Genomic DNA, 21,691 nt, shown 5'->3' on the forward strand with positions numbered 1-21,691 from the left:
GCAGGCTTTCTCATGTCGGCGGCAGGGCCGTGGTCGCTTCGGACAGATAGTAGGGGTACACGAGGTTGCTGCGCGCATTCGTCTTGCGCACCAGGTAATCGATGCTGATGTCGAGCCGCCCGTCCAGCGGCGATTGTTGCGTGATGTCGATGCTGATGACGTCGATGCGCGGCTCCCAGTTGAGTATCGCCTTCTGCACGGCCGTGCGGATTTCATTTTCCAGCGTGGCGGTCAGGGCGTCGAACACGCGCAGGCGCAGATTCGTGCCATACGAGGCGAGCATGAGGCGTTCCGCGATGGCCGTGCCGAACAGCACCCGCAGGCACTGCTGGATGTTCGCGTCGTCGCTGGACATCTCCACCGACGCCAGGACGCGGCTGAAGGTGGGAGGGAAGGTCCAGCCCGTGCCCAGGAAGCGGGACGCAAGGTCGTCGGCCATGCCTCAGCCTCCGATCAGCACGGTGGGCATGCCGAGGACGATGCTGCCGCCATGGGCCGTGGAGTCGCCCATCCTGGCAGCGGGGCGGCCGCCGATGGTGACGGTGGCCGAGCCCTTGACGATGGAGTCGGGCGGCCCCACGCAGACGCACATGTCGCCCACGCAGGCGGCCGGCAGGCCGCCGATCAGCACCACGGGCACGCCCGGCCCCGTGATGGGGCCGCCCACGTGGGGGATGGGCGGCACGCCGGGCGTGACCATGGGGCACAGGTGCAGGTCGGTCTGTCGGGCGGCTGGGGGCATGGGCTGGCTCCTGTGGTCGATGGTGGGGATCAGTTGATCTTGACGATGCCGCCCTGGACGGTGACGATGCCGCCCGAGGTCAGCTTGGCTTCGGCCGAGCCCTGCGCCGCGAAGCTGGTGTCGGCCTTGGCGCTGATGGTGGCACCCGCGATGTCCACCCCGGCCTGGCCCTTGAGCACCAGCTTGCCCTGCGCGGCCAGGCTGATGTCGCCCTTCGCCGTCAGCGTGATCTTCGCCGCGCTGTCGACGCTGATGCCGCTGTCGGCCAGGACGACGGTGTTGCCGTTGCTGTCCTTGATCGTCAGCTTGCCATCCTTGTCGTCGAGGCGGATGCTGTGCTTTTTCTTCGTCGAGATCTCGAGCGCCGTCTCCTTGTCGAAGAAATCGATGCGCATGCCGGCGCGCGTGACGATGGTCTTCTGGCTGTTTTCCCCGTCGGGCGGCACGGGCGGCGGGTTTTTCTTGCTGTACAGCGCACCGAGGATGACGGGGAAGCGGGGATCGCCATTCATGAAGGCCACCACCACTTCGTCGCCCGCTTCGGGGTAGAACTCGGCGCCGAAGCCGTTCGAGGCGTAAAAACCGCCCAGCCTGGCCCACAGCCCCAGGGTGCCCGCCTGCAGCAGCGGCAGCGACACCTGCACGCGGTATTCGCCGTCCGGGTCCTGGTCCGTCTTGAGCACCACGCCCGTCTGCAGGCTGGCCGCGGCCGGCAGCTGGCCCGAGGCGCCCGGCGCCACCATCTGCGGCGCCGTGGCCGCGAACCAGTCCGGCGACAGGCCGATCGTGGCGCTCGTGAGCCACAGCCCCTGCGCCACGCGGTGGTGCACGCCGGAGACGTAGGCCGCGCCGTTGAAGCGGTCGCCCAGGCCCGCCAGGGTCACCATGGCGCCCACCTCGGCCAGGGCGCTGCCCTGGAACTGAACTTCGCCGCGGATCTTCGCCAGGCGCGTCTTGAGCAGTTCGGCCGAGGACCAGGCGGTCAGTTCGGCCGGCGCCAGGGTGCCTGCCGTCTGCTGCAGGTACTGCTTGACGTCGAAGACGCCGGCCAGCTGTTCCGAGGACAGGTTGCCGGGCGCCTTCACGCTGGTGCTGGCCTGGCCCGAGACGGCCACCTTCTGCGTGGCCGGATCCCAGGCCTGGCTCTGGATGGCGCTGGCCTTGTACTGCTCGGTGGCATCCATGCCGGCGCGGAAATCGAGGATGGACTGGCCGTACGTCAGCGTCAGCACGGGCGGGGCGGCCGTGTCGGGCGGCGCCACCTTGACCTTGCCTGCCGACGTCACCACCACCATGCCGTTGAGCTGCGCGCGCACCAGCATCAGGTCCCAGTCGGAGCAGTAGAACTGCACCACGGCGGGCAGCACTTCCGTCGTGGCCTTGACGTCCGCGCCCAGGCCGGCCTGGCTGATGAGTTTTTCGATCACCTTGCTGTCGCTGGTCTTCTCGAAGATGGCGTTCTTGCGCGCCAGCGTCATCACCGCGGCCTTGTCGGTCGCCTCGACGATCAGCTGCGACGGCCCGTTGCCGCTGATGCTGATGCCCTGCTGGCACACCAGGCCGGAAAATACCGTGTGTTGTCCGCCGTCGTAGCCCAGCGCGATCTCCAGGCTGGCGCCGGGAATCAGGGCCGTCGTTTCGCTGATGGGAAAGGTGGCCGTGTTCGGGCTGCCGTCGGCGATGACCAGCCGCGCGCGCGGCAGCTTGTTGACGCCGGTCCAGATATCCACGGCCAGCACCTGGTAGGTGGAGTTCAGGGGCTTGCCGTCGGCCGTGATGGCGACGTTGACGATCGAGCCGGCCAGCAGGGCGGGGGAAGGCGCGCTCATGCCGCCGCTCCCGACAGGGGCGGAAACACCAGCTGCGCGCCCGGGCGCAGGCGGCGGAAGTCCGGCAGCCGGTTGAAGGCGGCCACGCCCAGGTAGTACTGGCTGCTGCCATAGATGCGGAAGCACAGGGCGGGCAGGGTGTCGCCGGCCAGCACCGTCACCAGGTGCGTCATGTCGGGCGAGTGCAGGTTCGCTTCCTGCGCCAGCTCCACTTCGCTGCTGAACGAAGTGAAGGACACGGCCAGCCTGGCGCGCAGGGGCGTGCCGTCCGGGCGGAACAGGGTGTAGCTGATGCTCAGCTTGCTCAACACGCAATCGAACTGCAGCTGCGCCCAGATCAGGCGCAGGAAATTGGGCCGGTGCGTGTCGCTGTTGACCGTCACGGCCAGCTGGCGGAATTCGTCGATCGGCGCCGTCACGCCCTTTTTCGGGATGGGCGTGCCGGGGATGGGCGGCGGCACCACGCCGGTGGCGTCGAATACCAGCTCGAAGGCCACCGTTTCCTGGCACACCTTGTTAAATTCGGGCGACGCGCCATTGCTGCCCGGCGCCTGGCGGTCGCTGTGCGAGATGCCGTACTCGTGCGTATAGGTGGCGGGGTTGATCCACACGGTGAACTGGCCCACCTGCTGGTTGAATTCCTCATCGGCGTAGGCCTGGATGATCATGTGTTCGAGGCTGCCCGTCATGTCAGCGCGCCTCGTTCATGCGCAGGGTCTGCAGCACCAGGCGCACGCATTCGGCGACGATCTGGTCCTGCTGCGTGGCGGCCAGCGCCTGGCCACCGCCGCCGCAGCCGCCTGCCGCGGGCGCGGCCGGTTTCTCACTGGGGTCGCGCACTGCCACGCGCACGCCGATTTCACCTATATGCAGGGGCATGTCCGTTCTCCTCTAGGGGCGTATCAGGGCCGAGACCGCCGGCACCATGGCGGCCGCTTCGGTGAGCGGCATGCGCGTCACCGTGGCGTAGGCAAATTCCATGACTTCCGTCAATACTTCGTTTTTCTGCGAATCGAACGGGCCCGTCATCCAGCGCACGGGCCACGCCCGCGCGATGTTCCACGCCACCAGGGGAATATGGTCGGCGCCCAGCAGCATGACCACCAGCGTCTGCGTCAGGATCGGCTGGGCCAGCGTGGAGCCGACCGTCTGCGCCGCCCATTCGGACAGGAAGGATGGCCGCGTCACGTAGCCGCGCCGCAGCACCAGGTTGGGCGACGAGGTGGCGCCAGGCAGCTGGTGGACATAGCGGTTCTCGCCGCCTTCCTTCAGCGCCTCCGTTTCGATCTTCGCTTCCAGGCCCGACGCCTCCTGGAAGCCGGCGTCGGCCATGCTGCTCAGCTGCAGGGCCGTGCCCGTGCCCGCCACCATGACGGTAAAGTAGAACGCTGGCGGCGGGCAATAGGGTGCAAACATCGTCACGGCGCCGAGATGACCATCGTCTCGAAGGCGATATCGACGCTTTCCACGGCCACTTCATTGCCTTCCGATTTCAGCTCGGTGCCCGTGACCTTGATCGGGAAGGCATTGTTGAGGGTCCACACCATCTTCGGCGTGGCCGTCTCGTCGAGCAGGCTGACCACCACGGTCAGGCGCGCGATGGTATTGAGCCTGATCTGGTCGAACCACGTCCACAAGGTCGTATCGTTGACGAAAATGCCCTTGCGCATGGAGACATTGCCCACCTTGCCCAGGCCCGGCATCTTGATCGGGTAAAAACTGGGGCTGTCGCCGTGGCGGTACTCGATCGGTGTCACCTCGGTGGACAGGCCCGTCACTTCCTGGAAACTGACGGTGCCGGTCGGCAAACCTGTGACGGAAAAATAGAACTTTGGCAACGGCCAAACATTGGGGGATTGAATTTCACCAGCCATCATGAACTCCTGCTAAAAAGTGATCGGATTGTTATTGAATTATCGAAGATCAATTACACGCCCTGCATGGTCTGCATGAAGGTCAGCTCGATGAATTCAGCCGGATGAATCAGCTGCACCGTGACGTTGACGATCATGTAGCCATTGAGCACGTCGAGTCCGCTCATGGTGGTGGGCACGCCGCAATTGACGGTAAACGCGTCGCTGGCCTTGTCGCCCATCAGGCCGCCGGACTGCCACAGCTGGGTCAGGAAGTTGGAGATGGCGGCCGTCACGGTGGTCCAGGTGCCACCGTCGTTGGCGGCGAAGACGTATTGCTGCAGCGCCTGCTTGATCGATTGCTCGATATAGTTCAGGGTGCGGCGCACCTGGATATAGCGGTAGTCGAGGCTGTTGCCATCGAGGGTGCGTGCGCCCCAGACGACGGTGCCGCGGTTGACCATGGAGCGCAGGATGTCGATGGCATTGCCGCTCAGGGGCACGTTGAAATCGCCCTGTTCCGCGTCGGTCAGGTCGACCATCGGGTAGATGACGTTGTTCAGCGTCATGTTCGCCGGCGCGTTCCACACGCCGCGGTTGTTGTCGTTCAGCGTCCAGATGCCCGCCAGCGCGCCGCTTGGCGGCACGACATTGAGCTGGGTGGCGAGGATCTGTTCGATTTTGCTCAGCAGGGGAGTGGCATTTTCCAGGTACTGGTCCAGCGCCACCCTGGCCGCCGGCGTGTCGTTCAGGGCGGGATTCGGCTTGGCCGGCGCCAGCGAGACCAGCTGCTTGGGCGCCGCGGTCATGGTGGCGATGATGGACCCCGGGTCGCCAAAGTCCGTCGTCTCCGTCTTGGCCACGGGAAAGGCGGCGGCGATATGTTCCGCCACGTCCTGGAACTTTTCCGACAGCTTGCCATCCTTGCCGGGCGGGTAGAGCGTGTACGCCTGCGAGGTGAGCAGGCTGTTCATCCACACGGTGCTTTCCGCGCTGCCCGACAGGTTGTTGTAGAGAATGTCGGCGGACGTCATCAGGGACGATTGCAGCGCCGGGCCATACGCGGCGCCATAGCTGAACGCTTCGGCGGCGGCGCTGATCGCCGTATAGAAGATCTTCGCCTGCTTGGCCATGCCCGTGGCGCTCCAGTTCTCCGCGTCGAGGGCGCCGGGCAAGTCGAGGATGGCGACCCGGTCCTGCAGCTTCTTCGACTGCCTGAGCATCTCCACGGCGATGTCTGAATAGCCGGGATAGCTGTCCGGTTGGCCATCCTTGCCTTCCTCCTTGGGAAACAGGCAGGCGTCCGGCACCAGCAGCATCGTCGGCCCGCGCGTCACGGCCGACACGTCCAGGCCCTTCTGCAGTTCGGTGGCGCTGATCTTGACGGGATCGGCTTCCGGCGTCGGCAGCACGCTCTGCTTGCCCCAGTAGTTACTCACGGAAACAACGTAGCAATTGCCGCCGCCATTCTTGAAGAACATCTGCATCGCCGAATACAGGTTGAACTGGGCGATGGTCTTGATCTTGCTCTTGCCTTCTTCCGCCATTTCCGTCGCCTGTTGCAGCGCCGCATCCGGTGCAAGCGAGGTGCCGATGGAAAAATAGTCCGTTTGGTCGGCCAGCGCCTTCGGGTCCGTGCCCGACAGGACCTTGACGATCGCCTGGAAATCGTACTTGGCGTCGAAGGTGCTGTTATCGACGAACTCGACCACCCCCTTGGCGTCGAAGTCGCCGCCGAAGTAATTGTTGTAGTCGGACAGGGAACTCAGTTGCACGGCCGTCAGGTACATCTGCTGGCCGCTCGACGGATCGACGGCCGTCTCCGTATAACCGATGAAAATGGGCACCGCCGTCGGCATGCCGACGATGGACGGCGGAAACGAGGGGAACTCGGTGATATAAACGCCGGGCGTTTTCCGATTCTTCGCTAGGGTTGTACTCGTCGACATGGACTTTTTTCCTTGTAGTTAAAGACCTGCAACATGGCAGAATTGCCGGATCAAACATACACATAAATCTCAGAAATCCCGGACTGGAACCGCTGAGTGAGACTCGGCCACACCGGCGTGGCGGCCGCCACCGGTAGCCGGGAAATCCTGATCGCGTTTTCGTGGCCCTTGGCATCGCTGCGCCGGCCCGTCAGCTGGAAGACTTGCGTGGCGTGCTGGCTCAAGGGCAATGGCTGCTGCGCCATGAACACCGTGGCCAGGTCCCCGTTCGGCAGCAGCACCGGGTCCGGCTGGCAAACGAAGTCGGCGCCCTGGCCGCTGATCCGCAGGTCCCGCAAGACGCCCCTGGGGCCTTGCGAGACGATGTAATATTGCCAATAGGTATGCCGTGCATCGAAGGGCAGCACGTACGGCGTGCCGCTGGCGGCCGGTGGCGCGGGCGGCATGCCGAACAGGGGCGGCAGCGGATACACGCCGGCACTGTCCGGGGTGGGCTGCGTCAGCAGCATGTCCAGCAGCAGCAGGGCATCGGCCTGGGGCTGGCTGTACAGCACGCTCCACGGATATTTCCCCGTAGTAATATCGTCCCCGTGCGCATCCTGTACGCGCATGGTGTACAGGTCGAACGGCAGCGCGCTCATGTCGATCTGCGCCCAGCTCCATTGCGGGGCGCCGGCACCGCTGCCGGCGGGAAAGATCGGGATCGGCTCCGTGCCCGGCGGCGGCAGCACCACGCGCCCGGCGATGTCGGTGACGACGACGCGCTGCGCGCCGGCGGGCAGGCGCAGTGTGACGTCGCGGCCGACGACGTCGTAAAAGGCGGCCCCGTCCAGGAAGGGGCCGGGAGACAGCAGCGCCAGGCCGTCTTCCAGGTGCGCCTGGCAATTGCTGGCATATAAATTGCGCTCATTGATCTTGGTGGTCAGCGGCAGCTGGGTGATGTCGATGAAGGCGGGATTTTGCAGCTGCATGGAAAAAGTCAGGCGTTCCCAGAATTCCAGCGTGCCGCCGGGGCCGGGCAGGGCCTTGGCGAACAGGTAGGCCTGCAGGTCCTTGAGCCGGCCCCGCTGGATGAAGATGCTGAAGCCGAAGCGCTCCTGCCTGAGTGCCATGCCGAAATTGCCCATCAGCTCCTCACTCGCAGGCGTGGGGGCGATGCGCAGGTCCGGGCAAAAGCCCCGCGACAGGCTGTAATAGGTATGCCGCACCGTCACGCTGAACAGTTTCACCAGCAGCGTATCGCCGCCGTCGGGCGAGAACGTCATGCCCATCGACAGGTAGTTGCGCTGGAGTCCCATGGCGGCTCAGGCTTGCGGGGCTTGCGCCGTGCCCAGGCCCATGGCGCCATATGTCCTGGCCCGCATGGCGTTGGAGTCGAATGGCAAGAGCCGCAGCTTGTAAAAGGCGCTGGGCAGGTACTTGGTGCCCAGGATGCCCATGACGTAGTTGACGTCGACGGGCGTCAGGTTCTCCATCTCCAGCGTCAGCTTGTCGATGCCCGGCTTGAGCTCCGGCGTGTCGGACGGCGTGAAACAGGGACGCTGCTGGAAAAACGAGATCAGGACCGAGATGGCGGCCAGGCCTTCCGCATAGTTTCTCTCGGAAAAATTTGCCATGAACATCAGGTGCAGGTTGATGTAGATGGGCGGACTGACAATGGCAAAGGCGTCGCCGCCGGGCCGGGCCGGGGTGTAGGTGCTGATCATGTTTTCGCGCGTGATGTTGTACACGGTCATGACCACCTTGTCCTTGATGAACTCATTCACGCGGCCATTGTGGTCGACGATGCTCGACAGCACGACCCAGTCGTCATTGCGACTGTGAATGTTGAGCAAGTACTCGTTGGCTTGCCGGCAAATCACTTCCAGCACATTGCGTATGTCCGACATGGTTCAGTACCCGGGAAACGGCGCTGCAGCTATGGGACCGCGCGCCGGAAAGCGTGGGCGCGGCGAGGAAAGGGACGGGGATTTCAGGTAGGACATATGCTGTTCCATGGTAATTGTCGCTGCCTGGAATCATGTAACCGCAGCGATGGTAGCATGCAAAAAAAGTAATAAAACTATCCTATTGTCACGATAAATTTATTTGTTCAGGCCGCCATTCGGGGACGCCGCGAGGCCGGATCGCGGCGTGACAATGTGCGTGTTTTTTTACTATTCAAGCAAGTACAATCCGAACGCCGAGGCCGAAAACGGGCGGCTCCGGGCAAGATCCGCCTCCGCTTTCCGACGTACCGCTCCCGTACCGCGGCTGGCGCGCCATGGCCTACGCGGCGGCAGGCGAGCCACGCCGGCCGCACGCGGCCAGCATCCGGTCGTAGCCCTTACAAAGAGTCCTACACAGGAGATCCATCTGATGCCCGCCGCCGCTTCCGCCTCCAGTCCCGCGACCACCATCGAACTGGTGCTGCGCAACCAGTCCTCGTGCGCGCTGTCATTCACGCCGCAAATCACCTGCATCACCCCGGCAGGCAATGGCACTGCCACCCTGCACGCCGGGCCGGTGCCCGTGCCCGTTCCCGCCGCCGGCAGCGATGCCAGCGTTACGGTGAGCATGGCACCGGCCGCGGGCCTGCCCGTGACCGTCACGCTGGAACTCGATGGCAGCATCGGCGGGACGGCGTTTTCCCTGGTGCAAACTTTCGGCGTGAACGGCGACAGCATCGTGCCCGTCGGCTATGCCTTGCCGGCCACCTGGCCGCTGTCGGCGGCGCAGCCACCCGCCTTGTCCCGCACGCCGCAAGGGGGGGCCTACCAGCTCATCCTGACAATCGCGGCCGACTTTGCCCTGCTGCCGGAGAACAGGTTTTCGGTGCAGGGCACGCGCATTTTCCGGAACGGCCAGCCCTTCTTCGCCCGCGGCGTGAATTACTCGCCCACGCCGGTCGGCGGCGCCACCTTCCTGCCGGGCGTCGGCGACTGGTTCGTGCCGCCATGGTGGACGGGCGCCGGCGGCGATCTCGGCAGCCGTGACATTCCCTTGCTGAAGGCGGCCGGTGCGAACGCCGTGCGCACGTATTTTTCATGGTACTGGTACAAGAATAGCGACCTGGACTACTTGCAGGGCATCACGCAAAGCACGCCGATGTCGGTGTACACGCCTGCGCAGTACCCCTATACCGTGTCGTTCGACCACACGCCTTTCCTCGACGCCTGCTACGCCAATGGCATCTACGTGGTGCTGGGCATCGCCGTCGAAGGAGGCAACTGCTTCAATTACGCGGTCGCCAGCGTCAGCAGCGCGTATCAGAACTTTTACCTGCAGACCGCGCAAAAGCTGGCGACGCTGTATGGCAAGCACCCGGCCGTGCTGGGCTTTTGCATGGGTAACGAGCAAAACAATGCCGTGGTGAATACCGATTCGCGCACCTGGCTGTACTACCAGTCGATGTACCAGGCGATCAAGGCCGCCGCGCCGGACAAGCTGGCGCTGATCGCCTTCCAGGACGACCAGACGCTGTACAACGGCAGCGTGACGGTCACGGACCAGGCGGGGCAGCAGCCGCCAACCGCGTTCAACGGCATGCCCATCGAGAGCGTCATCGGGCAGGTGGTCGACGTCTGGGGGCTGAATATCTATGCCGGCATCGATGGCGACTTCCCCATTTACCAGGCCAACGTGGTCGAGGCGAACCAGGGCGCCGATGCCCGTCCGCTGTTCGTGACCGAGTGGGGCACGCCGGCGGGCCAGAATACGCCAGCCGGCATGCCCGGTCCTACCGTCGGCAATGCCAAGGCCCAGGAACTCGATGCCGCGGGACTGGCGGCGGGCGCGGCCACCATCGGCAGCGCGGTGGCGATGATGCAGAATTACCTCGCTTTCGTGGCGGGCGCCTTTTACTTTGAATTCACCGATGAATGGTGGAAAAACGCCTCCTTCGACCCGAAGCACGTCGACAAGGCCAAGTCGCCGCTCGATCCCGCCACGCAGATGTACCGGACGGACGCACAGGGCAAGGTCGCCATGCTCGGCGGCGGCAGCGTGTATCCGGCCTACCCGTTTACCCACGATGGCGGGCAGGCACCCGCCTGGCCGGAAGAAAGCTGGGGCCTGTATGGCATCGCCGTCGCCGAGGGACGCGCGCCGTATGCGCCGTCGCCCACGGAACCCGACATCCTGAGCCCGCGCACGCCCTATGTCCAGGCCCTGCATGCGGCATATGAAAAAATCGGCGCCGCCTACGAGGCGGCTCAAGCGATTGCCGTGATGGAAGGCGGCGTGGTGCTGCAGGTACTCATCAGCAGTCCTGGCAGCGGCTACCTGTCGGCGCCCTTGGTCACCATCGGCGCGCCTGGCAATGGCGGCATGACGGCGCAGGCCGTCGCCACGGTCGCGCACGGCGCCGTGACGGCGGTCACGGTGACCAGCCAGGGCAGCGGAGGTGACGTTCACGCCGCCGGGGAACTGAACCATGCAGGCACACGCCGATACCACGCGCGATACGCGCCAAGGCAAGGCGGCCGGGCCGCCGGTCCAGGGCCGCACGCTGCAGGCGCAGGGCATGCACGGGCATCCCCGTTTGCGCCAGTTGCAGGCCCAGGCGGAGATGGCCAATGGCGCTGCCCTGGCCAGGCTGCCCGTGCAGCGCACGGGCGGCACGGCGGCAGCTGCCCCTTCCACGCCTGGCGGCTTGCCCGCCGGCCTGCAGGCGGGCCTGCAAGGCCTGTCCGGCTATCGCCTCGACGATGTGACCGTCCATTACAACTCGCCCAGGCCGGCCCAGCTGCACGCGCACGCCTATGCGCAGGGCACGGCCATCCACCTGGCGCCGGGCCAGGAAAGGCACTTGCCGCATGAAGCCTGGCATGTGGTGCAGCAGAAACAGGGCCGGGTCAGGCCGACGCTGCAGATGAAAGGGGGCGTGCCCGTCAATGACGACCGGGCGCTCGAGCAAGAGGCCGACGTGATGGGCAGCCGGGCGGCGCAATGGCACGCTGGCCTGGCCGCGTCCCGCAGGCAGGCGTCCGCATCGCCCGGGGTGGTGCAGGGCTATTTCAAAATAGGCGGCGCAGGGCGCACCACGGCGATACCGGAGGAGTACCACCGGGGACCGATAGCGGACAGGAAACTGAACACCGTCCTGCTTGCCTGGGCGAACGATGGCATTGCCCATACCTATGACACGTGGCAGGCTGCCATCAACGACCTGGTCGACATGCACGATAAAATCGTGGCGATATCGAATAAGTTGCTCGGAAGCAAAATTGAATTTGACAACATACTGGACAACTATCACTCCAGCCGTAGCCGCATTTCCCCCGACATCCTCGACGGCGTACAGAATCGCCTGACCTTTTTGTTGTCCATGAATAATGATAGGCAGTACCAGCGCCAGTGGGTGGTCACGTTCGGGGATCAATATGCGGCGCTGGTGCAAGTGCTTGAAAATGCAGCCCGGCTGCACGAGCTGGGGCCCGTTGAGCAGGCTGAGCGCAAGGAGCCATCCCTGTCCATGGGGGGCGACGAGGTCTTCGAACCGGTCGAGCATGCAGAGCTCGGCCACCTGCACGGCATTCGGGCCCGCCTGTCTGACGCGAACCTGGACGAGCGGCACAAGGCCATCGGCGTCATCCGCGGCACGGACAACGAGGAATTCCTGCAGCAGACGGGCAAGACGGCAGAGACATTCGGCCCGTACATCAAGGGGGCGATACTGGCGCCCTTCATCCGCGACAATCGCCGCGCGCTGCTCGACCTGGTGCATATGCTGGGCGACGCCACGGCGGTCTTCAGCCTGGAACGGGGCGGTTCGCTCGTCGCCGACCATCTGCTTGCCGTCAGGCACGACCTCCTGAACGTCAAGATCGCGAAAACGGCGAAGCGCACCACGCAGCACAAAAACCTGGCCATGGCCATGATGAACCTGGAGGAGGGCCGGATGTTTTCCATGCTGGCGCGCAATCCGCGTCTGCTGCATCGTCCCCCCATGATCACCATCGCCCTGACGGAAACGGCCATTTCCGGCTCCTCCGTCAATACCTTGCTGAAAACCATCAGCGACTACCATCATTTATTGCCGCAAACGCAGTTCCGCCTGCTGATCGAGCGCCAGACGATCAAGGAAAAGCGCCTGTCGGCGGCCAGGACGGGCGGCATCCGCGTGGAAGACCCCGGCATCGACATGGAAAAAAACCTCGTCACCAGCGCCATCCCGAAAGTGCAGATGTTCATCTCGCACGCGCAGTACATCCTGGGAGAGGACGTGGATTATCAGATTTCCTATGCTGGCGCACACGCAGGCGAGCCCTTGCTGATTTTCGACGAGGCCAACAAGCAGATCGTGGCGGTCAAGCTCAGTTCCCCTTCGATGACGCCGCGCGACATCCTCGTGCGCATGATAGGCGGGGCCTACGACCGGACGCTGGGCGAACAGTTCAAGGACTTCTAGGCTACCCGCCGGCGGCCTGGGGATTTGGTTGGCAATGCAGGACATCAGGAGGATAGCGCAATGGCCCATGTTGAAGCGGCACGCACCGGCGGCACGGCGGCCGGCCAGGCCCACGCCGCAAAGCCGCGGGGTGGGCAGGCAGCCGTCCCCTTGGCGCCAGGCGCCGGGACCTTGCAGGCGCTGGCGGAAAATAGCCAGCAGGCCCTGCAGTTGAAATCTTGGCAAGCCATGGCGAATCACGGCGCGCAGGCGCAGGCCGTGGTGCAATTGCAGGCCGCCCCGCAGGCTGTGATTCAGTTGGGCAAGAAAAAGGAGAAGTGGCGCAACGCTGCCATCGACGGAGAATTGAAAAGCGCCAGCGGACACCTGACCGTGGGCCATACTGCCGAAACGGCCGATAGCGGCCACCACAAGCTTGCAAAAAGTAAATTGAAGAAACTCTACCCGTCGCTGACGGACGATGACAAGGCAACGCTGGGCGTCAAAGGCGAGAAAGACTTGCTGAGCCTGCGCTCCAATATCACCCTCGGTCCCAACTCCAGCCTGCGCAGCGAAGACCCGGGCGACGGCTTCGATGCCAATTTCGACGCGGGCGGCGCCATGACGCCACGCTCGGCGCACCTGGCGCGCGCGGACCGGGCGCTTGACGGCGGCGAGTTCAAAGACACCCATGTACGCGAGGGCGTAGAGTCCGGCGCGCGCTGGGGCGCCGTCGCGGGCGGCCTGGCTGGCCTGGCCAACTGGGCCTTGCCTCCGGTGGCCGCTTTGCTGGGCATCGCCGCTGCTCCCGTCGTGGCGGGGGCCGGCCTGCTGGCTGCCGGAGCCATGACTGGGGCGCTGGGCGGCTCCCTGGTCGGCTACTACAGGCAGAGAAAAAATGATCAAAGGAAACAGCGTGCCGTCGATGAAATCGCCAAGGCAGAGAAAGCGCATCCGCCCGGGAATGTGCTGGACGAGGACTTGAGCATGTGGCAGCAAGACCACAAGAAAAAATTCTCCAAAAGGAAATAGGCATGGACGGCGTGCCCGGGCGCCGAAGCGCCGGCCCTGCGGCGCTGGCAAGGGGCGGCAGGGCCGCAGGAATGCGTGTGGGGGGGAGCGCGCCGGCGGGCACAGCGTGCCCGGGCCGGCGCGATGCAGATCAGGCCGGCTTGCGCTTGCCGGCCGAGATGCGGTTCCAGCCGTAGCCGGCAACGATGATGGCCAGGATGGCCGCCTGCGCCAGCAGGGTTTCCGCCGTCGGCAGGATGCCCAGCAGGTCGATGCGGGCGAAATCGACGGGGGTCACGCCCACCCAGCCCGCTTCCTGCAGCGCGGCCACGCCCTTGCCCATCAGGATCACGGCCAGCACGGCCACGAAGGCGGACGTCCACGAGAAGAACTTGCCGATCGGCATGCGAGCGCTGCTGCGCAGCAAGGCCCAGGCGATGACGGCCAGCAGCACGATGGCCACGAGGAAGCCGCCCAGCAGGGCGCCGCCATTGCCGTCCGCCGCCAGGGCGGAATAGAACAGCACGGTTTCAAACACTTCCCGGTAGACGGCGATGAAGGCCAGGGCGAACAGGCCCCAGGCCGAGCGCCGCGACATGGCCGCCGTGAGTTTCTCGTGCAGGTATTCCTGCCAGCGCCCGGCGCTGCTCTTCTGGTGCATCCACAGGCCCACGCTGAGCAGGACCAGGGCCGCGAAGACGGAGCCGAGTCCTTCGCTCACTTCGCGGCTGGCGCCGCTGATGGTCACCAGGTAGGTGGCCGCCACCCACGTCAGGCCGCCCGCGCCCAGGGCGCTGATCCAGCCCGCATGCACGTAGGGTAATACATCGTGGCGCTTGGCCTTGCGCAGAAAGGCGATGATGCCGATGACGATCAGCAGCGCTTCCACGCCTTCGCGCAATAAAATCGTCAGCGCGCCGACAAAGGTCGTCATCGGGTCCGCCTGGGCGTCGCCCAGCTCCGCCTCCACGTGGGTAAACAATTGCTGCAGCTTGTCGCCGGCCGCCTCGGCATCGGCCAGCGTGCCCTTGGCTACGGCCGAACGGTAGGCCAGCATGGCGTTTTCCACGGCCAGCAGCAGGGATTTGTTGCGCGCGCCGACCATCGGCTCGATCGGCTCGAAGCCGTCCAGGTAGGCCGACAGACCCAGGCGCGTGGCGGCGGCGCGGTCGCCCGCCCGCATGGCATCCAGGCTTTCGGCCAGGCGCAGGCGCGACAGGGCCAGGCCGGCCGGCTTGTGCGCCTCGGCCTTGCCGGGCGCGCTGCGCAGGTAGGCCGTCAGCGCCCGGGCTTCGTCCGCGCCCAGCTTGGCGGCCGCCGCTTCCTGCGTCAGGGTCGTCACGGCGGCCAGGTCCGCGTACAGCTGTTTGGCCCGGGGATCGTCCTGCCACAGTTTTTCACCGTGCGCGCGCGCCGCCGCGTCGTGCGACATGCCGCCGATAAAGAAGGCCAGGTCCCACCGTTCGCCGTCGGACAACTGGCCGAAACTGGCCATCGAGGTGCCGGCCACGCCCTGCGAAATGACCTGGTACAGGGCCATCAGGCTGCGCGACTGCGCCCGCTCGCCATCCGTGAAGGCGATGGGCTTCGGCTCCAGGCTGGCCGCCAGCGGGCCGTCGCCGCCGCCGGCCACGCCGTGGCACGATGCGCACTGGGCCGCATACAGGGCCGCGCCGCGCGCCAGGTTGGGCAGCGCCTTGGGCGCCACGGGAATCGGATAGGCGGCGATGAGCAAGCCGTTCGCCTGGTGCGCCAGGCGCTTGACCTGCGCGCCGTCCGCCTTGGCGACGACGGCGGCGCGCAGCTCGGCGATGGCGGCGGCGATGGCTGCCTTCGACGCGTGCGCGGGCAGGGCGGCGATCTGCGTCGCCGCGTTGTCCGTGAAGTCCAGCATTTCCGCGTATTCCGCTTCGCTGACCACCTTGCCGTGCTCGACGGCGCCACCGTAATCGACGGCCACGTAGTCGATCAGCTGCCACAACTGCTTGGCGCCCGTGTCTGGCGCAGTCTCCTGCGCCTGCGCGCCAGCGGCCAGCAGCAGGGCGGCGGCCACGAGGGGATAGCAGGCGAGCCATTTCTTCATTTTAATGAACATGATTCTCATTCTCATTTCTTGTTAACCCGGCGACTATAGGACAGCTACTCGCGGGTGTCAACGGCGCACGGGCGTGCGCGGGCGCAAAAGGCGGCGCCCTCGCGCATATTTCTTGCCGGGCTGGCAGGGGGAGGGCGCAGGCAGTGTCGGGGAAGCGCCGCGCAGCGGGCGGCGGGAGAAAGGAAAGATGGGAGGCTGGCCGCGCGCGTGCTGCGCGTCGCGGCCCCGTGCGCTTGCCGGCGGCAGGGAGGTCCCTGCGGCGCCGGCGGACCGGTCAGCTTTGGCTGAAGTCGAGCACGACGCGCGCGGCCACCTTGCCGTGCTCCAGGCGGTGGAAGACGTCGTTGATGGCCGACAGGGGCTGCAATTCCACGTCGGCCCTGACCTTGCCATTGGCGGCAAACGCCAGCGCCTCGGCCATGTCCTGGCGCGTGCCCACAAACGAGCCGCGTATCGTCACGCAATTGGCGACGACGTCGAACAGGGGCGTGGGGAAGTCGCCCGGCGGCAGGCCCACCAGCACGCAGGTGCCCCGCTTGCGCGTCATGGCCACGCCTTGCTGGAAGGCATCGAGCGATGGCGCCGTGATCAGCACGCCGTGGGCGCCGCCGCCGGTCGCTTCGCGCAGGGCCGCCACCGGGTCGCCCTGGCGCGCATTGATGGTCACTTCGGCGCCCAGGGTGCGCGCGTGTTCCAGCTTGCCTTCATCGATGTCGACGGCCGCCACGCGCAAGCCCATGGCCAGCGCATACTCGATGGCCAGGTGGCCCAGGCCGCCGATGCCGGACACGGCCAGCCATTCGCCCGGCCGCGCTCCCGTTTCCTTGATGCCCTTGTAACTGGTCACGCCGGCGCAGATGATGGGCGCCGCCTGCACGGCCGACAGGCCCGCCGGAATATGCGCGACGTAGCGCGGGTCGGCCAGGATGTATTCGGCGAAGCCGCCATTCTTCGTGTAGCCGCCGAACTGCGCCTCGGCGCACACGGTTTCCCAGGCCGCCAGGCAATGCTCGCAGTGGCCGCAGGCGGAATACAGCCAGGGCACGCCGACCCGCTCGCCCAGCTGCACTTCCGTCACGCCCGCGCCCACGGCCACCACCAGGCCGATGCCTTCGTGGCCGGGGATGAAGGGTGGCGTGGGCTTGACGGGCCAGTCCCCGCGCGCCGCATGCAAGTCCGTGTGGCAGACGCCGCAGGCTTCCGTCCTGACGAGGATCTGGCCGGGGCCGGGCACGGGCACGGGCACCTCGCGAAGCACCAGGGGCTGGCCCAGTTGCTCGACGACGGCGGCTTTCATGGTAGTGGGTGTCATGGTATTCCTTGTGTAGTGGCAAATGCGTAATGCAGGACGCAGGCGCTCTGTCACGGTCTGTGCAACAGAGACTTGCAATGGTCATATTCTGCTGCACACAATAGGAAAAATGATTGATCTACATCAACTTATACGGGGAGGCCAAGGGATAAAGAAGCACCTGGCACGGTGCTCTTCACTGCTGGTTTGCTGGAGGCTGCTCCGCAGCTTACTTGCCAACACCGAGGGCTTGCAGCGGCTGCGGGGCATACAGGGCATTCTGGAAGGCGGGCACGTATTCATATTTCATCATCTTCCCCAGCTTCAATGACTTGATGTACCGGGAGAAGCTGCCGTCGCCCAGTTGCAGCTCGACCGATTCCGCGCGCGTGCTCGATGCGTGGCTCAGCAGGCGGGAAACGGCACGGCCATACGTCAGCTTGCCGGCGCCATCCCTGTTGGTGAAGCTGTTGCTCACCAAATCGGCCTCGTGCGACAAGTCGCCCAGTTTTTTCCCTTCAAAGACAAAATCAAGCTTTCCCGTTGCGCTGTCCCTGACCTCGAAGGAAATGCTCGATGCCGTCTCCTTCAGATCGATGGCCGTCAGCCATTTGGGCAAGTTGTAGCCGACGACGCCGCGCACCCTGGCCAGTTCCGTGTTCACGGGCAGCTTGAGCACATAGCCCCAGAAATCCTTGGACAGCGATTGGCCCAGCAAGGTAAAGGGGCCAAAACTGCTTGCGCCGGGTTGATTGGTCACGATCGCCAGTGAAATTTCATTGTAGCTGTCGTTGTCGCAGTAGTCATAGGCGTAGGCCGTCAATGCCACGGCGCCCCGGCCTGGCCACACTTGCAGCGGCTGCACCTGCTGGCGCATGTCTTCCGGCACCAGCTCCTTCAGTCGTGCCAGGTCCGCCGTAAAGACGGCTGTGATCTTGCGGTTCTTGTAATAAAAGTTCGGCGAATACGAGGTAAAGCCGATGTCCACCTTTTCTTTCTTGATTCCCTTGAACCAGCTCAGGTCGACGTCCGGCGCTTCCGCCGCAATGACCGACAAAGGCGGATTCGAGCGAAAGCGCTCATACAGGCCGCCAGCCTGCACGGGAACGTCATGGCCCGCGATGTTCACGACGACCCGGGTGTCATCCACGGCGGTGTCGGCCCAGGATAAGATTGCTGCCGTACCCAAGAGACATCCAGTGGCTGCCGCGGCTATGTTCATCTTCATTTCTCGCTCCTGCAATGGTTGATACGGAAAAGTTCAGTCAAGACCCGCTGCGGCCATCATGCGGCAGGCGCATGCCTGTTCATCCGGCGGCGATACTGCCGATTCCTGACGACGGTTTCGAACTGCTGAACCAGCAGGGCGAGGGCAGGGGCCACATGCGGCCTGGCCGGCTTGCCCTGGCTCAAGCGCCGCAGCTGGTACTTCACCATCGCCATATAGGCGATGGACGACAGCACCTTGTTTTTCCAGGTGATGGCGCGCAGCGCGGGGCTGGCTGCCTGATCGGACAGCCAGGCCTGCGGCAGCCGGGGATCGAGTGCCAGCGCCGTCCCCATGCCGGCCATGGCGATGCCGCTGTCGAGCACTTGCTCGACCACCTGGTAGCGGCGGATGCCACCCGTCACCATGAGCGGCATGCGGGCCACCGTGGCGATGTCCTTGGCGAACTCGAGGAAATAGGCTTCGCGGGCCAGCGTGCGGCCGTCGCGGGTCTGGCCATGCATGGCCGGTGCTTCATAACTGCCGCCAGACAACTCAATCAAGTCCACGCCCAGCGTGTTGAGCATGGATACGACCTGTTTGGCGTCTGCCGCGCTGAATCCGCCCTTCTGGAAATCCGCCGAGTTGAGCTTCACGGCGACGGCAAAGCCTGCGCCGACAGCCTGCCGCACCGCGCTGACGACATCCACCAGCAGCCGGGCCCGGTTTGCTATCGATCCGCCCCAGCGGTCGTTGCGCTTGTTGGTGATCGGGGAGAGGAACTGGCTGATCAGGTAACCGTGTGCCGCATGGATCTGCACGCCCGTAAAGCCAAACTGCTGCGCCAGCTGCGCGGCGCGGACAAAGCGCTGTTTCACGTCGGCAATATCGGCCTCCGTCATCTCGCGCGGCGCCGCAAATTGCTTCGAGAAATTGCCCAGATCCATGGACACGGCGGACGGGGCCATGGTTTCCTGTCCCATGGCGGCAGGCATCTGGCGGCCCGGATGGTTGATCTGCATCCAGATGTGCGCCCCCCGTGAACGGGCCGCACGGGACCACTGCTCGAAGCGGGCGCCAAATTGCGCCGACTCGAGCACCACGCCGCCGGGGCCCGTCATGGCGCGGCGGTCGATCATCACGTTGCCGGTGATCATCAGGCCGACACCGCCGTCGGCCCATGTCTGGTACAGGCGTATCAGCGCCTCCGACGGCGCGTGGTCCTGGTCTGCCATGTTCTCTTCCATGGCGGCTTTGGCGAGGCGGTTCGGAATGACAGTCCCATTGGGCAGTGTCAGTGGGGTAAAGGGTTTCATGTTGATCTCCAAGGTTGCGATAGCCTCACGATAAGCTTTAAGCTAACTTGAAGGTCAAGCCCTAAAACGAAAAAGTTCCATGTCGCGTTCGGGACACTGGGTTGACGAAGTCCGCAGCCTTTGAGCCACAAAGCTCCTGCGCCCGCTTGACATGCAAGCGGGCTTCAAGCTTATAGTCGGTGACGCGGTGTTCGCGCACTGGGCGGGGATTGGGCAAAGGCGCAGGACGATTCCGTGTCTGGTTTCAACAGTGGCACAGGCACCGCCGTAAGCCCCTTGGGACAACAAATTGCACTAATTTAGGAAACACCATGAAAATTGGCGAATTGGCCAGGCGCAGCGGCTTGGCCGCCTCCACGATCCGCTTCTACGAATCGAAGGGCTTGCTCAAAGCCGTGAGCCGGCAGTCGAACGGCTACCGCGACTATCCGCTGGAAGCCGTGGCCGTACTGTCCATTATCAGCGGCGCCCAGCAGGCGGGCTTTTCCCTGGAGGAAATCAGGCAAGTCTTGCCGGAGGATATGTCTTCATGGAAACATGACGAGCTGCTGGCGGCACTCAACAGGAAGGTGGCGGATATCGCCGCGCTGGAAGCGCGCCTGGCGCAGAACAAGGCCCAGCTCCTGTCGCTGATTCAACTGATAGACGCCAGGCCGGAGGATGTGGATTGCAAGGAGAATGCTGCCAGGGTCATGCACAGCATGGGAATGACCGGCAAGGAGTAGATGCGTGCTGCGCATCACGCCGCAGCCATCCCGACATTGGCGCCCGGGGCACCGCAGCCGCCTGGCATGGGCCTGTCACCGGCTTGCCGCAATCACCTCGCTCATATATTGATGCAAATCGCGAAAATCGCTGACTTTCCAGGCGTACGGCGCCACCTTGACGCCATTTTCGCGCAGGGTCTTGGGAATCAGATCGCCATTCGGGCGCAGTATGACCGATGACACGATGACACCGGGGTAATCGCGCAGCCTTTTCTTGAAGGCGGCCGTCGTGAGATCCGGCGTGGGCGGATTGCTTTTATGCGCCAGCGCGCCCGTACCCTTGATATCCGCGCCGTGGCACATGGCGCAACGCTGCAGGAACAGCTTCTTGCCGTTGGCATTCTCCGCATAGGAAGGCGGCGTTTGCATGAGGGATAACATTCCCAGCGTAGCGATAACTGATATTTTCATTTCTTCATGTCGTCTGATTGTATGAACCCGATATGCATCGGGGAAATCCCCGTCGTGCGCCTGCCGCAGCCCGCTCCCCGCGATGCGGGAAGGGGGAAGCAGCCATGGGCGATGCCCACGCGTTTGCGGGAGGGCGGCCGGCCCGGCGGCATTGTCCCACAAGCCCCGCATGCGACGCCCGGCATTATCGTGCGCCGTCATGTTGCAGGGTTGACAGGGCAACGCATGGAAAATGCTTGACCTTCCCGCCATTGGAACGCTTACAGTGCGCATATCGGCAAGTAATGCGCATTGTTTGGCCATTTTGCCGTCCCGTATAGTCGGCCCCTGTCCAGCCAGCCTGGCAGCACCCTTATAGAACGTTGATGAAGATAAGTCGCGCCACGCGTTTATTGACGGCATTCGTCGCCATACTCAGCATGCTGTTCATGCAGCACGCTGCTGCGGCATACCTGTGTCCGGGCGCGCCGCTGGTGGGGAGCAGTCCGGCGGCCAGCATGCACGGGGCGATGACGGCCATGCCGGACATGCCCGGCTGTACCGGCATGGATACGGATCAATCGACCTTGTGCCATGTGTATGCGCATGGCGATGCCGCCAGGCAAACACTGGACAAGGTGCATGGCGCCGACCTGCCGCCTTTCATCGCCATCGTCGTGCCCCTGCTGTGGCTGGTGCCCGACGCTCCCATCCTGCAGCACGGCCGTCCGCCCCCGGACGTGACCCTGGCGCGCTCCACCGCGCCGCCCATCGCCATCCGCCATTGCTGTTTCCGCATTTGACACCGCAGATTGCCTAGAACCTTGTCGTCTCGCCATTTTTGGCGCGGCGCTATTGTCCATCGCATTCT

General features: G+C 64.7%; 19 protein-coding genes and 1 pseudogene. 5 read left to right on the top strand and 15 right to left on the bottom strand.

The features are described from left to right. Positions 1 to 10 precede the first annotated feature (10 nt). From EBS11_RS03080 to EBS11_RS03125, 10 genes are all read right to left on the bottom strand, one after another. Entirely contained in the window at positions 11 to 439 is a 429-nt protein-coding gene (locus EBS11_RS03080; RefSeq protein ID WP_290600471.1) for a GPW/gp25 family protein, read from the bottom strand. A 3-nt stretch (positions 440 to 442) separates the two neighbouring features. Continuing rightward, positions 443 to 742, bottom strand: a complete 300-nt coding sequence (locus EBS11_RS03085) for a PAAR domain-containing protein (RefSeq protein ID WP_290600472.1) — start codon at positions 740 to 742, stop codon at positions 443 to 445. A 29-nt stretch (positions 743 to 771) separates the two neighbouring features. Next, positions 772 to 2,571 carry a type VI secretion system tip protein VgrG gene (gene vgrG, locus EBS11_RS03090; protein WP_290600473.1) on the bottom strand — a complete coding sequence of 600 codons (1,800 nt, stop codon included), beginning with the start codon at positions 2,569 to 2,571 and terminating at the stop codon, positions 772 to 774. Next, the gene (locus EBS11_RS03095) at positions 2,568 to 3,260 is read right to left on the bottom strand and encodes a peptidoglycan-binding protein (protein WP_290600474.1); all 693 of its coding nucleotides are present in this window, start codon (positions 3,258 to 3,260) and stop codon (positions 2,568 to 2,570) included. The genes vgrG and EBS11_RS03095 overlap by 4 nt, the downstream gene beginning before the upstream one ends. A gap of 1 nt (position 3,261) precedes the next feature. Beyond that, on the bottom strand, positions 3,262 to 3,450 hold the full coding sequence (locus EBS11_RS03100; RefSeq protein WP_290600475.1) for a DUF5908 family protein: 189 nt from the start codon (positions 3,448 to 3,450) through the stop codon (positions 3,262 to 3,264). Between the two features lie 12 nt (positions 3,451 to 3,462). Beyond that, positions 3,463 to 3,987, bottom strand: coding sequence for a phage tail protein (locus tag EBS11_RS03105; RefSeq protein WP_290600477.1), 525 nt, complete (start codon positions 3,985 to 3,987; stop codon positions 3,463 to 3,465). Between the two features lie 2 nt (positions 3,988 to 3,989). Further along, complete coding sequence (locus tag EBS11_RS03110; RefSeq protein ID WP_290600478.1) at positions 3,990 to 4,409, bottom strand: phage tail protein; 420 nt, start codon at positions 4,407 to 4,409, stop codon at positions 3,990 to 3,992. A gap of 89 nt (positions 4,410 to 4,498) precedes the next feature. Further along, positions 4,499 to 6,373 carry a phage tail sheath C-terminal domain-containing protein gene (locus EBS11_RS03115; protein ID WP_290600479.1) on the bottom strand — a complete coding sequence of 625 codons (1,875 nt, stop codon included), beginning with the start codon at positions 6,371 to 6,373 and terminating at the stop codon, positions 4,499 to 4,501. Positions 6,374 to 6,423: 50 nt separating this feature from the next. After that, a complete protein-coding gene (locus EBS11_RS03120) occupies positions 6,424 to 7,671 on the bottom strand; it encodes a hypothetical protein (protein ID WP_290600480.1) in 1,248 nt (415 codons plus the stop codon). A 6-nt stretch (positions 7,672 to 7,677) separates the two neighbouring features. Next, positions 7,678 to 8,262 carry a DUF4255 domain-containing protein gene (locus EBS11_RS03125; protein WP_290600482.1) on the bottom strand — a complete coding sequence of 195 codons (585 nt, stop codon included), beginning with the start codon at positions 8,260 to 8,262 and terminating at the stop codon, positions 7,678 to 7,680. A gap of 667 nt (positions 8,263 to 8,929) precedes the next feature. On the opposite strand from EBS11_RS03125, the pseudogene EBS11_RS03130 reads away from it, so the two are divergent. From EBS11_RS03130 to EBS11_RS03140, 3 genes and pseudogenes are all read left to right on the top strand, one after another. Continuing rightward, positions 8,930 to 9,826: pseudogene (locus EBS11_RS03130) on the top strand (cellulase family glycosylhydrolase); the annotation flags it as partial. Between the two features lie 1,096 nt (positions 9,827 to 10,922). Further along, complete coding sequence (locus EBS11_RS03135; protein WP_290600484.1) at positions 10,923 to 12,764, top strand: DUF4157 domain-containing protein; 1,842 nt, start codon at positions 10,923 to 10,925, stop codon at positions 12,762 to 12,764. A gap of 60 nt (positions 12,765 to 12,824) precedes the next feature. Then, positions 12,825 to 13,775 (top strand): hypothetical protein, encoded by a 951-nt coding sequence (locus EBS11_RS03140; protein ID WP_290600485.1) that lies wholly within the window; start codon positions 12,825 to 12,827, stop codon positions 13,773 to 13,775. 130 nt (positions 13,776 to 13,905) lie between these two features. Here EBS11_RS03140 and EBS11_RS03145 read toward each other — a convergent pair whose 3' ends face one another. From EBS11_RS03145 to EBS11_RS03160, 4 genes are all read right to left on the bottom strand, one after another. Further along, positions 13,906 to 15,858, bottom strand: coding sequence for a cytochrome c/FTR1 family iron permease (locus EBS11_RS03145; protein ID WP_290600486.1), 1,953 nt, complete (start codon positions 15,856 to 15,858; stop codon positions 13,906 to 13,908). A 265-nt stretch (positions 15,859 to 16,123) separates the two neighbouring features. Continuing rightward, positions 16,124 to 17,161 (bottom strand): zinc-dependent alcohol dehydrogenase, encoded by a 1,038-nt coding sequence (locus tag EBS11_RS03150; protein WP_290600488.1) that lies wholly within the window; start codon positions 17,159 to 17,161, stop codon positions 16,124 to 16,126. Positions 17,162 to 17,369: 208 nt separating this feature from the next. Continuing rightward, on the bottom strand, positions 17,370 to 18,290 hold the full coding sequence (locus EBS11_RS03155) for an acetoacetate decarboxylase (ADC) (protein WP_290600489.1): 921 nt from the start codon (positions 18,288 to 18,290) through the stop codon (positions 17,370 to 17,372). 134 nt (positions 18,291 to 18,424) lie between these two features. Further along, positions 18,425 to 19,663, bottom strand: coding sequence for an NADH:flavin oxidoreductase/NADH oxidase family protein (locus tag EBS11_RS03160; RefSeq protein ID WP_290600491.1), 1,239 nt, complete (start codon positions 19,661 to 19,663; stop codon positions 18,425 to 18,427). A 311-nt stretch (positions 19,664 to 19,974) separates the two neighbouring features. Between EBS11_RS03160 and EBS11_RS03165 the strand changes: the two genes are divergently transcribed. Continuing rightward, positions 19,975 to 20,388 carry a MerR family transcriptional regulator gene (locus EBS11_RS03165; protein WP_290600492.1) on the top strand — a complete coding sequence of 138 codons (414 nt, stop codon included), beginning with the start codon at positions 19,975 to 19,977 and terminating at the stop codon, positions 20,386 to 20,388. 75 nt (positions 20,389 to 20,463) lie between these two features. Here EBS11_RS03165 and EBS11_RS03170 read toward each other — a convergent pair whose 3' ends face one another. Further along, positions 20,464 to 20,841: a cytochrome c gene (locus EBS11_RS03170; protein ID WP_290600645.1), complete on the bottom strand. Its 378-nt coding sequence runs from the start codon at positions 20,839 to 20,841 to the stop codon at positions 20,464 to 20,466. A 365-nt stretch (positions 20,842 to 21,206) separates the two neighbouring features. Here EBS11_RS03170 and EBS11_RS03175 point away from each other — a divergent pair, with 365 nt between their 5' ends. Next, positions 21,207 to 21,623, top strand: a complete 417-nt coding sequence (locus EBS11_RS03175) for a hypothetical protein (protein ID WP_290600493.1) — start codon at positions 21,207 to 21,209, stop codon at positions 21,621 to 21,623. The last annotated feature ends 68 nt before the right edge of the window (positions 21,624 to 21,691 follow it).

The organism is Janthinobacterium sp., assembly GCF_009923995.1.
Taxonomy (GTDB): Bacteria; Pseudomonadota; Gammaproteobacteria; order Burkholderiales; family Burkholderiaceae_D; genus Janthinobacterium.

What these genes read in the sequence shown, in the direction of transcription:
- EBS11_RS03080 (WP_290600471.1), bottom strand. Translation starts at nt 439, where the DNA reads ATGGCCGACGACCTTGCGTCCCGCTTCCTGGGCACGGGCTGGACCTTC.
- EBS11_RS03085 (WP_290600472.1), bottom strand. Translation starts at nt 742, where the DNA reads ATGCCCCCAGCCGCCCGACAGACCGACCTGCACCTGTGCCCCATGGTC.
- vgrG (WP_290600473.1), bottom strand. Translation starts at nt 2,571, where the DNA reads ATGAGCGCGCCTTCCCCCGCCCTGCTGGCCGGCTCGATCGTCAACGTC.
- EBS11_RS03095 (WP_290600474.1), bottom strand. Translation starts at nt 3,260, where the DNA reads ATGACGGGCAGCCTCGAACACATGATCATCCAGGCCTACGCCGATGAG.
- EBS11_RS03100 (WP_290600475.1), bottom strand. Translation starts at nt 3,450, where the DNA reads ATGCCCCTGCATATAGGTGAAATCGGCGTGCGCGTGGCAGTGCGCGAC.
- EBS11_RS03105 (WP_290600477.1), bottom strand. Translation starts at nt 3,987, where the DNA reads ATGTTTGCACCCTATTGCCCGCCGCCAGCGTTCTACTTTACCGTCATG.
- EBS11_RS03115 (WP_290600479.1), bottom strand. Translation starts at nt 6,373, where the DNA reads ATGTCGACGAGTACAACCCTAGCGAAGAATCGGAAAACGCCCGGCGTT.
- EBS11_RS03120 (WP_290600480.1), bottom strand. Translation starts at nt 7,671, where the DNA reads ATGGGACTCCAGCGCAACTACCTGTCGATGGGCATGACGTTCTCGCCC.
- EBS11_RS03125 (WP_290600482.1), bottom strand. Translation starts at nt 8,262, where the DNA reads ATGTCGGACATACGCAATGTGCTGGAAGTGATTTGCCGGCAAGCCAAC.
- EBS11_RS03135 (WP_290600484.1), top strand. Translation starts at nt 10,923, where the DNA reads ATGGCCAATGGCGCTGCCCTGGCCAGGCTGCCCGTGCAGCGCACGGGC.
- EBS11_RS03140 (WP_290600485.1), top strand. Translation starts at nt 12,825, where the DNA reads ATGGCCCATGTTGAAGCGGCACGCACCGGCGGCACGGCGGCCGGCCAG.
- EBS11_RS03145 (WP_290600486.1), bottom strand. Translation starts at nt 15,858, where the DNA reads ATGAGAATCATGTTCATTAAAATGAAGAAATGGCTCGCCTGCTATCCC.
- EBS11_RS03150 (WP_290600488.1), bottom strand. Translation starts at nt 17,161, where the DNA reads ATGACACCCACTACCATGAAAGCCGCCGTCGTCGAGCAACTGGGCCAG.
- EBS11_RS03160 (WP_290600491.1), bottom strand. Translation starts at nt 19,663, where the DNA reads ATGAAACCCTTTACCCCACTGACACTGCCCAATGGGACTGTCATTCCG.
- EBS11_RS03165 (WP_290600492.1), top strand. Translation starts at nt 19,975, where the DNA reads ATGAAAATTGGCGAATTGGCCAGGCGCAGCGGCTTGGCCGCCTCCACG.
- EBS11_RS03170 (WP_290600645.1), bottom strand. Translation starts at nt 20,841, where the DNA reads ATGAAAATATCAGTTATCGCTACGCTGGGAATGTTATCCCTCATGCAA.
- EBS11_RS03175 (WP_290600493.1), top strand. Translation starts at nt 21,207, where the DNA reads ATGAAGATAAGTCGCGCCACGCGTTTATTGACGGCATTCGTCGCCATA.